At 70.9% G+C, this 11,333-nt stretch carries 10 protein-coding genes; 5 read left to right on the top strand and 5 right to left on the bottom strand.

Going from position 1 to position 11,333, the window contains the following annotated elements:
- Positions 1–147: 147 nt before the first annotated feature.
- Positions 148–1,512, bottom strand: a complete 1,365-nt coding sequence (locus tag ACWC9R_RS08610; protein ID WP_450729672.1) for an FAD-binding oxidoreductase — start codon at positions 1,510–1,512, stop codon at positions 148–150.
- Positions 1,513–1,613: 101 nt separating this feature from the next.
- A complete protein-coding gene (gene hppD / locus ACWC9R_RS08605; RefSeq protein ID WP_450729670.1) occupies positions 1,614–2,768 on the bottom strand; it encodes a 4-hydroxyphenylpyruvate dioxygenase in 1,155 nt (384 codons plus the stop codon).
- 129 nt (positions 2,769–2,897) lie between these two features.
- Here hppD and ACWC9R_RS08600 point away from each other — a divergent pair, with 129 nt between their 5' ends.
- Genes ACWC9R_RS08600 through ACWC9R_RS08580 form a run of 5 tightly spaced genes read left to right on the top strand, consistent with a single transcriptional unit; the run spans position 2,898 to position 7,176 of the window.
- The gene (locus tag ACWC9R_RS08600) at positions 2,898–3,365 is read left to right on the top strand and encodes an Lrp/AsnC family transcriptional regulator (protein WP_018091280.1); all 468 of its coding nucleotides are present in this window, start codon (positions 2,898–2,900) and stop codon (positions 3,363–3,365) included.
- A 14-nt stretch (positions 3,366–3,379) separates the two neighbouring features.
- Complete coding sequence (locus ACWC9R_RS08595; RefSeq protein WP_450729668.1) at positions 3,380–4,027, top strand: ABC transporter permease; 648 nt, start codon at positions 3,380–3,382, stop codon at positions 4,025–4,027.
- A complete protein-coding gene (locus ACWC9R_RS08590; protein ID WP_450729666.1) occupies positions 4,020–5,294 on the top strand; it encodes a betaine/proline/choline family ABC transporter ATP-binding protein in 1,275 nt (424 codons plus the stop codon). The genes ACWC9R_RS08595 and ACWC9R_RS08590 overlap by 8 nt, the downstream gene beginning before the upstream one ends.
- The gene (locus ACWC9R_RS08585; RefSeq protein WP_450729664.1) at positions 5,291–6,184 is read left to right on the top strand and encodes an ABC transporter permease; all 894 of its coding nucleotides are present in this window, start codon (positions 5,291–5,293) and stop codon (positions 6,182–6,184) included. Before ACWC9R_RS08590 ends, ACWC9R_RS08585 begins: the two co-directional genes overlap by 4 nt.
- The gene (locus ACWC9R_RS08580; RefSeq protein ID WP_450729662.1) at positions 6,181–7,176 is read left to right on the top strand and encodes a glycine betaine ABC transporter substrate-binding protein; all 996 of its coding nucleotides are present in this window, start codon (positions 6,181–6,183) and stop codon (positions 7,174–7,176) included. Before ACWC9R_RS08585 ends, ACWC9R_RS08580 begins: the two co-directional genes overlap by 4 nt.
- Before the next feature lie 84 nt (positions 7,177–7,260).
- On the opposite strand, the gene ACWC9R_RS08575 is transcribed toward ACWC9R_RS08580, so the two are convergent.
- The 3 genes from ACWC9R_RS08575 to ACWC9R_RS08565 all read right to left on the bottom strand — a co-directional run bounded on the left by ACWC9R_RS08575 (position 7,261) and on the right by ACWC9R_RS08565 (position 10,971).
- Entirely contained in the window at positions 7,261–8,040 is a 780-nt protein-coding gene (locus ACWC9R_RS08575; protein WP_450729660.1) for a S16 family serine protease, read from the bottom strand.
- Positions 8,041–8,147: 107 nt separating this feature from the next.
- Positions 8,148–8,789 carry an IclR family transcriptional regulator gene (locus tag ACWC9R_RS08570; protein WP_362605013.1) on the bottom strand — a complete coding sequence of 214 codons (642 nt, stop codon included), beginning with the start codon at positions 8,787–8,789 and terminating at the stop codon, positions 8,148–8,150.
- Between the two features lie 385 nt (positions 8,790–9,174).
- Positions 9,175–10,971: a DEAD/DEAH box helicase gene (locus ACWC9R_RS08565; RefSeq protein WP_362605011.1), complete on the bottom strand. Its 1,797-nt coding sequence runs from the start codon at positions 10,969–10,971 to the stop codon at positions 9,175–9,177.
- Positions 10,972–11,333: the final 362 nt, after the last annotated feature.

Below are 11,333 nucleotides of genomic sequence, written 5' to 3'. Positions count from 1 at the left end.
CGGACTTCTCGCGGAAGGAGCCGGAAGGCGCGGATATCCGTGTTCAGGATAGGCAGAAGGGTCCACCTTCGCCCTTTCTGCGCACCCGCGTCATGACGGGTAAAATCCGGCCTCACGCGGGCAGCGGGAACTCCGGTCCCGGGTGTGTCAGAAGAGCTTCCCGGGGTTGAGAATGCCCAGCGGGTCGAAGACGTCCTTGATGCCGCGCTGCAACTCCAGCCCCACCGGCCCCAGTTCACGGGCCAGCCACTCCTTCTTGAGGACGCCGACCCCGTGCTCCCCGGTGATGGTGCCGCCCAGCCGCAGGCCGAGCGCCATGATGTCGTCGAAGGACTCCCGGGCCCGGCGGGACTCGTCCGGGTCGGCGGCGTCGAAGCAGACCGTGGGGTGGGTGTTGCCGTCCCCGGCGTGGGCGCAGACGCCGATGGTGAGGCCGTACTTCTCGGCGATGGCGGCGGTGCCGTCCAGCATCTCGGCGAGCCGGGAGCGCGGTACGCACACATCGTCGATCATCGTGGCGGACTTGACCCGCTCCAGCGCGGTGAGGGTCAGCCGGCGGGCCTGGAGCAGCAGATCGGACTCGGCGGCGGTCTCGGCGGGCACCACCTCGGTGGCTCCGGCCGCGGTGCACAGCTTGCCGACGGCGGCGAGGTCGGCGGCCGGGTCGGGGGTGTCGAAGGCGGCCAGCAGCAGAGCCTCGGTGCTGTCCGGGAGGCCCATCTGCGCCATGGCGTTGACCGCGCGGATACTCGTACGGTCCATCAGCTCCAGCAGCGAGGGGGCGTGGCCGCGGGCCATGATCTCGCAGACCGCCTCGCAGGCGGCGGCGGTGGACGGGAACTCCGCGGCCAGCACCAGCTGCTGCGGCGGCTCCGGCCGGAGCGCGAGGACGGCGCGGACGACGATGCCCAGGCTTCCCTCGGAGCCGACGAACAGCCGGGTGAGGTCGTAGCCGGCGACGCCCTTGGCGGTGCGCCGGCCGGTGGTCAGCAGCCGCCCGTCGGCGAGGACCACGTCCAGGCCGAGCACGTACTCGGCGGTGACGCCGTACTTGACGCAGCACAGGCCGCCGGAGGCGGTGCCGATGTTCCCGCCGATGGAGCACTCCTCCCAACTGGAGGGATCGGGCGGGTAGTAGAGCCCGTGCTCGTTCACCGCGCGGGACAGCACGGCGTTGATGACGCCCGGTTCGACCACCGCGATCCGGTCGACGGGGTTGATCTCGATGATCCGGTCCATCTTGACCAGCGACAGCACGAGGCAGCCGTCGGAGGCGTTGGCGGCGCCCGACAGTCCCGTACGCGCCCCCTGCGGGACGACCGGCACCCGCAGCTCGGTGGCCGTCCGCATGACGTGCTGGACCTGCTCGACGGTCCGCGGCAGCACGACCACGGCGGGCGTCCCCGCCTCACAGAAGCTCGCCATGTCGTTGGCGTAGGAGCCGGTGACGTCGGGGTCGGTGAGGATCGCTTCCTCGGGGAGCCCGGCGCGCAGACGTGCGATGAGGTCCATACCTCAAGCCTCGCATCCGGGGGCCGTCCACGGAAGATCGTGTACGGCCCCCGGGCCCGTCGGGCGCCACCGGGCGCGGGCGCCCCGGCCCGCCGCACGGCTCAGAGGTTGCCGCGCCGCTCCTGCTCCCGCTCGATGGCCTCGAAGAGCGCCTTGAAGTTGCCCTTGCCGAAGCCCATGGAGCCGTGCCGCTCGATCATCTCGAAGAACACGGTCGGCCGGTCCTGGACCGGCTTGGTGAAGATCTGCAGCAGATAGCCGTCCTCGTCGCGGTCGACCAGGATCTTCAGCTCACGGAGCGTCTCGACGGGCACCCGGGTCTCGCCGGCCCACTCGCCGAGGGTGTCGTAGTAGGAGTCGGGGGTGTCCAGGAACTCCACACCGGCCGCGCGCATCGCCCGCACGCTGGCGACGATGTCGTTGGTGGCCAGCGCGATGTGCTGGACGCCGGGGCCGCCGAAGAACTCCAGGTACTCGTCGATCTGCGACTTCTTCTTCGCGATCGCGGGCTCGTTGATCGGGAACTTGACCTTGAGGGTGCCGTCGGCGACGACCTTCGACATCAGCGCGCTGTACTCGGTGGCGATGTCGTCGCCCACGAACTCCTTCATGTTGGTGAAGCCCATGACCCTGTTGTAGAAGGCCACCCACTCGTTCATCTTGCCGAGTTCGACGTTGCCGACGCAGTGGTCGATGGCCTGGAAGCGCCGCGGCCCGGTCTCCACCAGCGGCTCGGCGGCGGCGTAGCCCGGCAGGTAGGGGCCGTCGTAGCCGGAGCGCTCGACGAGGGTGTGGCGGGTCTTGCCGTACGTGGCGATGGCCGCCAGGACGACGGTGCCGTGCTCGTCCTTGAGGTCGTACGGCTCGACGAGGCCGGTGGCGCCCTGGGCGACGGCGTGCTCGTAGGCGGCGCGGGCGTCCGGGACCTCGATGGCGAGGTCGATGACGCCGTCGCCGTGGGCCGCGACATGCTCGGCGAGGAAGCGGCCCCACTCGGTGGTGGGCTTGATGACGGAGGTGAACACGAACCGGGCGCCGCCGGACTCCAGCACATAACTCGCGGTCTCCCGGCTGCCGTTCTCCGGACCGGAGTAGGCGACGCGCTTCATGCCGAAGGCGGTCGAGTAGTAGTGCGCGGCCTGCTTGGCGTTCCCGACGGCGAAGACGACCGCGTCCATCCCCTTGACCGGGAAGGGGTCCGCCTGCCGGGCCGCGTCGGGGGTGGTGGGCTGAGGGTGCATCGTGGTGTCTGCCATGGCCGCAGAGTCTCGCCGATCCACAAGGTGCGCAATAGTTCGCGAATCCTTTGGGCATTCTGCATAGCGAGATGACGCCCGCGCCGGGCTATCTGTACATGATGACCATCGAAAGGGACGGCACGGACCATGGCGATCGATCATTTGGACGGGGCGCTGCTGGAGCTGCTCGCCGAGGAGCCGCGGATCGGCGTCCTGGAGGCGTCCCGGCGGCTGGGGGTGGCCCGCGGCACCGTGCAGGCCCGGCTCGACCGGCTTCAGTCGAATGGAGTGATCCGGGGCTTCGGGCCGGAGGTGGACCCGGCGGCGCTCGGCTATCCCGTGACCGCTTTTGCCACGCTGGAGATCAAACAAGGGCAAGGGAATGACGTACGCGCCCACTTGACGACCGTTCCCGAGGTGTTGGAACTGCATACAACGACGGGACACGGGGACATGCTGTGCAGGCTCGTCGCCCGGTCCAACGCCGATCTTCAGCGCGTGATCGACCGAGTTGTGGGCTTTGATGGGATCGTGCGGGCCTCGACGGCAATCGTGATGGAAAATCCGGTTCCGTTGCGGATCATCCCGCTGGTGAAACAGGCATCGGGAGACTGAACCGAGGAGACCGAGTGAGCTTCTGGGAATACGTCGTGACCCGGCACGCCCAGCTGCTGACGGACACGTATCAGCACGCCAGTGCGGTCTTCCAGTGCATGGTGCTCGCCACCCTGCTGGGAGTCCTCATCGCCGTGGTGACCTACCGCAGCGAGTGGGCCGGCAATCTCGCCACCGTCTCGACCGCCACCATCCTGACCATCCCGTCCCTGGCCCTGATCGGTCTGCTGATCCCGATCGTCGGCCTGGGCGTCCCCCCGACGGTGATCGCCCTGACGCTGTACGGACTGCTGCCGGTGGTCCGGAACGCCATCGTCGGGCTGCGCGGGGTGGACCCGGACCTGGTCGACGCGGCCACCGGCATCGGGATGTCCCGCACCGCCCGGCTCCTGCGCGTCGAACTGCCGCTGGCCTGGCCGCCCATCCTCACCGGCATCCGGGTCGCCACCCAGATGCTGATGGGCATCGCCGCCATCGCCGCCTTCGCCTCCGGCCCCGGCCTGGGCAACGAGATCTTCCGCGGGATCGCATCCCTGGGCAGCGCCAACTCCCTCAACCAGGTGCTCTCCGGCACCCTCGGGATCGCCATCCTCGCTCTTCTCTTCGACGCCGCGTACGTCCTCATCGGACGCCTGACCATCTCCAGGGGGATTCGTGCCTGAGACGACAGAGACCGCCCCGGACTCCGGGGCCAGAATCCATCTGGAGAACCTGACGAAGGTCTACCCGGGGAGCGCCGCCCCCGCGGTGGACAACGTCAACCTGGAGATCAAGGCCGGCGAGACCGTGATCTTCGTGGGGCCCTCCGGCTGCGGCAAGTCCACCTGTCTGAAGATGATCAACCGGCTGATCGAGCCGACCTCCGGACGCATCCGCATCGGCGACGAGGACGTCACCGACATGGACCCGGTCAAGCTGCGCCGCAAGGTGGGCTACGCCATCCAGGCCTCCGGCCTCTTCCCGCACATGACGGTCGCCCAGAACATCGCCCTGGTCCCGAAGATGACCGGCTGGTCCAAGAGCCGGGTGGCGGGCCGGGTCGAGGAGATGCTCGACCTGGTCGGCCTGGACCCGCGGGAGTTCCACGGCCGCTATCCGCGCCAGCTCTCCGGCGGCCAGCAGCAGCGCGTCGGGGTGGCCCGCGCGCTCGCCGCCGACCCGCCGGTGCTGCTGATGGACGAGCCGTTCGGCGCCGTCGACCCGATCACCCGTGACCACCTCCAGGACGAGCTGATCCGGCTCCAGCACGAGCTGCACAAGACCATCTGCTTCGTCACCCACGACTTCGACGAGGCGATCAAGCTCGGTGACCGCATCGCGGTGCTCCGCGAGCAGTCGCACATCGCCCAGTTCGACACCCCCGAGGCCATCCTCACCAACCCGTCCGACGACTTCGTCTCCGGCTTCGTCGGCGCCGGGGCGGCCCTCAAACGGCTGAACCTCACCCGCGTACGGGACGTGCCCATCGTCGACTTCCCCACCGCCGGCCTCGACGACCCCCTGGAAGCCATCTTCGACCGGCTGCGCTCCGGCTCCCACAACGAACTGCTGCTGCTCGACCGCAACCACCGCCCGTACAAGTGGCTGCGCCGCGGCGATCTGGCGCGGGCCAGGGAGTCGCTGGCCCGCGCCGGCACCCTGGTGGCCGACACGGTGACCCGGGACGCGACGCTGCGCGACGCCCTGGAGGCGGTGCTCACCGACAACGCGGGCCGGGTCGCGGTCACCGGGCGGCGCGGCGAGTACATCGGCGTGGTCGACATGGAGACGCTGATGAACAACGTCCACGAGCTGCTGGAGGCCGACCGCCTCGAAGCGATCGAGCACCAGCACCAGCTCCAGGAACAGCGCGCCCGCCGGACCCAGTTGGAGCAGGAGGGCCTGGCCGGGGCGGGCGGCGACGGGGCCGGACCGGGAGGCAAGGCATGAGCCCCCGCGACGGGAGCGGCGGCGACAGCCCGCGCCCGGGCGGGCGGCACCCGAGCGACCACGAGGCCCTCGCCTTCAAGGACGAGGTCGAGATGGCGCAGCGGGAGCTGGCGTCCGGCGAGGCGCCGGTCGTGGCCCCGCCCTCCGGCGCGCGCCGGATCAGCTGGCAGAAGTGGACCTTCATGCCGGCCTTCCTGGTGGCCGCGCTGCTCGCCACCTGGCTGTGGTTCCGCGGCGCCCGGCTGGACTCCATCGCCCACCAGGCGGTGGACAACGGCAAGGTGTGGATCGCGCTGCGGCAGCACATCCAGCTCACCGCGATCTCCACCTTCTTCGTGCTGATCATCGCGATCCCGCTGGGCATCGCGCTGACCCGCTCCAGGCTGCGCCGGGCCACCCCGCTCGCGATGGCCTTCGCCAACCTCGGGCAGGCGGTGCCGGCCCTGGGTCTGCTGATCCTGCTGGTGATCTGGCTGGGCATCGGCGCCCGGTCGGCGATCGTCGGCATGGTCATCTACGCCGTGCTGCCGGTGCTCGCCAACACCATCGCCGGGCTGCGCGGCATCGATCCGACGCTGACCGAGGCGGCCCGCGGCATCGGCATGTCCCCCACGGGTGTGCTGACCCAGGTCGAGCTGCCGCTGGCGGTCCCGCTGATCCTGGCCGGGGTCCGTACCGCGCTGGTGCTGAACGTCGGCACCGCGACGCTGGCGACCTTCGGCGGGGGCGGCGGCCTCGGCGACCTGATCTCGGCGGGGATCGTCACCCAGCGGATGCCCGTCCTCATCCTCGGGTCGGTGCTGACCGTGGCGCTCGCCCTGCTGGTGGAGTGGCTGGCCTCGCTGGCCGAACTGCTGCTCCGCCCGCGCGGCCTGGAGGTGACGGCATGACCGGCCGCCGCCCCGCACCCCGCCGGACCGCCCGGCTCGCCGTCGCCCTGCTCACCGCCGCCGTCCTCGGCGGCTGCGGCCTGGTCAGCGGCAGCGCGATGACCGACGACGTACGGCCGGGCCCGAAGGCGGGCTACCAGGGCCGTCCGCTCTCCGGGGCGCAGCTCACCGTGACCTCGAAGGAGTTCACCGAACAGATCGTCCTCGGCCAGATGATGGGCATCGTCTTCGAGGCGGCCGGCGCCAAGGTCATCGACAAGACCAGCATCCAGGGCTCGATCGGCGCCCGGGAGGCCGTCAAGTCCGGCACGGCGGACGCCGCGTACGAGTACACCGGCACCGGCTGGATCACCTACCTCGGCCACACCAAGCCGATCGTCGACCCCCAGGAGCAGTGGAAGGCGGTCCGCGACGAGGACGCGAAGAACGGCATCGTCTGGCTGCCGGCCTCCCGGCTGAACAACACCTACGCGCTGGCGCTGAACTCCGCGAACTACAAGAAGCTGGCGGTGCGCGACCTCTCGGACGTCGCGGCGCTGTCCCACCGGAAGCCCGGCGCCGTGACGATGTGCGTGGAGAACGAGTTCGCCACCCGCAACGACGGGCTGCCCGGCATGGCACGGGCGTACGGCATGAACGTGCCCTCCGGCAACGTCCGCAAGATGACCGGCGGTGTCGTCTACACCGAGACGGAGAAGGGCACCTGCGCGTTCGGTGAGGTCTTCACCACCGACGGCCGGATCAAGGCGATGCATCTGCACGTCCTCGCCGACGACAAGCACTTCTTCCCCAACTACAACGTCGCGCCCGAGATCAACGCCAAGGCCCTGAAGAAGTACCCGGCGATCGCCGAGGTGCTGGCCCCGGTCACCAAGGCGCTCGACAACACCGTCGCCCAGGAACTGAACCGCAAGGTCGACGTGGACGGCGAGGACCCGCACGAGGTCGCCAAGAACTGGCTGATCCAGCAGGGCTTCATCAAGGAGGCGTGAGGGCGGGGCCCGCTGCCGGGCCCGGCCCGCGCCGCCCGCGTCCACCGGTCCCCGCCCGCGTCCGCCCGGCCGCCGCCCGCCGTCTCAGCAGCTGGGGACCGCGCCCCCGGTCCGCAGCGCCTTCAGGGCGTCCACCGCGCCGTCGAGGGTGCTGACCGGGACCAGCCGCAGCCCCTTCGGCAGCTCCGCCCGCGCGTCCGCGCACTCCTTGCGCGGCACCAGGAAGACCGTGGCGCCGTCCCGCTTCGCGGCCTGCGTCTTCAGCGGGACGCCGCCCACCGCGCCGACCTTGCCGCCGGCCGTGATGGTGCCGGTGCCCGCGATGGTGCGCCCGCCGGTCAGGTCGTGGCCCGCGCCGTCACCGTCCAGCTTGTCGACGATGCCCAGGGCGAACATCAGCCCGGCGCTCGGCCCGCCGACGTCCGCGAGGCTCAGCTTGACCTTGATGTCCTTGGCGGACCTGCCGACCTGCCCGAGGGCCGCGCTGGTGGCCGTGTCCTGGGACTCCCGCATCTGCTGCGCGTTGTGCTCGGCGATCTCCTCGGTGTTCTCGCCCACCGGGTAGACCGCCTCCCGCGGCATCACGGCCTCGTCCGTACGGAACCAGCCGGTGACCAGGTCCGGCAGATGGACGGTGGCGTCCGGGCCGGTCGCCACGATCGAGGTCATCCGCAGCTGCCCGCTGGTCTTTCGGGTCCCGGAGCCGGAGATGGTGATCACCGGCTTGCCCTTGTCGTTGCCGAGGACGTTCGCCGTCATGCCCGGATAGGCGAGCGAGTACGGCAGCGGGGCGAAGACCGCGGTGATGAGAAGGCCGAGGACGAGGGCGGTGCAGACCGCCAGGGCGCGGGTGCGTGCAGACACCCCGCCACCCTAATTGACCCCCGCCCCACCAGGGTCTTACGGCGCTGCCGCCTCACGACACGGCCACCGCCCCTTCACACCCCGTGGCCCCGGCCGCGCCCCGGCGCTCAGCGGAGCGCCTCGGACACCTCCCGGGCCGCGTCGACCACCCGCGGTCCGATCCGCTCGGAGACGGTGTCGGCGAGCATCACCACGCCCACACTCCCCTCGATACCGCTCACCCCGAGCAGCGGGGCCGCCGCACCGCTCGCACCGGCCTCCAGCTCCCCGTGCGTCAGCGCCAGCCCGGCGTCCTGGATACGGCCCTGCCGGGCCTTGAGGATGGCCCGCCCGGCGGCCCCCCGGTCCAGCGGATGACGGAAACCGGCCCGGTAGGCCACGTGGTAGTCGGTCCAGGTCGGCTCCACCACGGCGACCGCCAGCGCCTCCGTACCGTCGACGAGGGTGAGGTGCGCGGTGGCCCCGACGTCCTCGGCGAGCGACCGCAGCGCGGGCAGGGCGGCCTCGCGGACCAGCGGATGCACCTGACGTCCCAGGCGCAGCACCCCCAGGCCGACCCGGGCCCGGCCGCCGATGTCGCGGCGCACCAGGGCGTGCTGCTCCAGCGTGGCCAGGAGGCGGTAGACCACCGTGCGGTTGACGCCGAGCTTGTGGGACAGCTCGGTGACGGTCAGCCCGTGATCGGTGTCGGCGAGGAGTTTGAGGACACGCAGTCCTCGGTCGAGTGTCTGGGAGGTCTCTGCGGTCACGACGCCCTCCTGGGTGAGTGGCGGCCCTCGGGCGCGACGCGCTGCGGTCCCGGAGGCAGCGCGCGCTAGAGGCCGCCGGCCGCATGGCACCGGCTGCGCTCCGCGGCGGCGCTGCCACGGGGCGTGTGCGTGACCGGGACAGTAGCGAGCCGGTTCGGTGAGCGGAAGAGTCCGTCCAGAATCCGGTCGCCGGCGCCCGCAATATCCCAGTACGTCCACCCAGAACGCCCCGTTGTGTTCCGTGTGGTGTTTCAGGGAGGGCCGGCACGTTATCCGGGGGTGACGGAAACCGGCAGATCCGGCACACGGCCCCACCGGCCGCGGAAACGGCAAAGGGCGGCACACCGTCCCCACGGCACACCGCCCCACCGGGCTCCGGGCGGGCTCACCGCATCCGCGTCGCCCACTCCCGTACCTTCTTGATCCGCTCGGTCAGCTGCCCGGCGGTGGCCTCCGCGCTCGGCGGCCCGCCGCACACCCGGCGCAGCTCGGTGTGGATCACCCCGTGCGGCTTCCCGCTCTGGTGCACATACGCGCCGACCAGCGTGTTCAGCTGCTTCCGCAGCTCCAGCAGCTCCTTGTGCGTGACCACCGGACGCCGCTCGGCCGGCAGCTCCAGCAGGTCGGCCTCCTCGTCCGGCCGCTTCTTGCTGTGCGCGATCTGCCGGGCCTGCCGCTTCTGCAGCAGCATCTGCACCTGGTCCGGCTCCAGCAGCCCGGGGATGCCGAGGTAGTCCTGCTCCTCCTCGCTGCCCGCGTGCGCCTGCATCCCGAACTCGGCACCGTCGTAGAGCACCCGGTCGAAGACCGCCTCCGACTCCAGCGCCTCGAACGAGAACTGCTCCTGCTCGCCGGTGTCCTCGTCCTGCTCCTTGTTCGCCTCGTCCATCTCCTTCTCGGACTCGGCGTAGGGGTCCTCCTCCCCGTCCTTCTTCGGCTTGTCGAGCACATGATCGCGCTCGACCTCCATCTCGTTGGCGAAGCCGAGCAGGTTCGGGACGGTGGGCAGGAACACCGAGGCGGTCTCGCCGCGCTTACGGGAACGCACGAAACGCCCGACGGCCTGCGCGAAGAACAGCGGCGTCGAGATGGTGGTGGCGTACACCCCGACCGCCAGCCGCGGCACGTCCACCCCCTCGGACACCATCCGGACCGCGACCATCCAGCGGTCCTGGGAGTGCGAGAAGTCATCGATGCGCTGCGAGGCCCCGGAGTCGTCGGACAGCACCAGGGTGGCGCCCTCCCCCGTGATCTCCCGGATCAGCTTGGCGTACGCCCGCGCCTGCTCCTGGTCGGAGGCGATCACCAGCGCCCCCGCGTCCGGAATGGCCTTGCGGACCTCGCTCAGCCGCCGGTCGGCGGCGCGCAGCACGTTCGGCATCCAGTCGCCGCGCGGGTCCAGCGCCGTCCGCCACGCCTGCGACACCGCGTCCTTGGTCATCGGCTCGCCGAGCCGCGCCGCGATCTCGTCACCCGCCTTCGTCCGCCAGCGCATGTTGCCGCTGTACGAGAGGAAGATGACCGGCCGGACCACGCCGTCGCCCAGCGCGTTCCCGTAGCCGTAGGTGTAGTCGGCCGAGGAACGCCGGATGCCGTCGTTCCCCTCCTCGTACGTCACGAACGGGATCGGGTTGGTGTCCGACCGGAACGGCGTACCGGTCAGCGCCAGCCGCCGGGTCGCCGGCTCGAACGCCTCCAGACACGCCTCGCCCCACGACTTGGAGTCACCGGCGTGATGGATCTCGTCGAGGATCACCAGGGTCTTGCGCTGCTCGATCCGGTTGCGGTGCAGCATCGGCCGGACACCCACACCGGCATAGGTGACCGCGACCCCGTGGTACTCACGGCCCAGCGGCCCCGCGCTGTACTCCGGGTCCAGCTTGATGCCCAGCCGGGCGGCCGCCTCCGCCCACTGCTTCTTCAGATGCTCGGTCGGTGCGACGACCGTCACCTGCTGCACGACGTGGTGGTGCAGCAGCCACGAGGCGAGCGTGAGCGCGAAGGTCGTCTTGCCGGCGCCCGGCGTCGCCACGGCGAGGAAGTCTCTCGGCTGCGCCTCGATGTAGCGGTCCATGGCCGCCTGCTGCCAGGCACGCAGCTTGTTCGCGGTACCCCAAGGGGCCCGCCCCGGAAACGCCGGGGACAGGTGATGGTTATTGGTGGCGCTGGTGGTGGTAGTCACGGTCTCCGTCGGCTGAACTCGGCGATCGGCAACCGCGCCACCCTATCGCTGCGCTTGGCCTGCCTCCCACGTAGTCCGCGTTCCCGCCGCGGGGGGCTCCGTTACGGCTCCGCTGCGCGGGGCTTGGGCTGGGGTGATGCTTGTGGGTGCCCCCACCGTCACGGGTCCGCTGCGCGGGGCTTGGGCGCGGGTGATGCTTGTCGGTTCCCGCCGTTGCGCCTGCGGCGGGCCGGTCCGCTGCGCGGGGCTGTCGGGGTGCGGTGACGGGCCTCCGCGGGTGGGGTGTGCCGGACTGCTTCGCTTTACGTCCGGCACACCCCACCCGCTCCGACCCGCCCCCTCCCGTTGGAGGGTGGGAAAAA

The sequence above is a fragment of the Streptomyces sp. NPDC001219 genome (assembly GCF_053597915.1).
The sequence above is the reverse complement of the archived record's forward strand: the minus strand, read 5'-3'. Positions and strand labels throughout refer to the sequence as shown.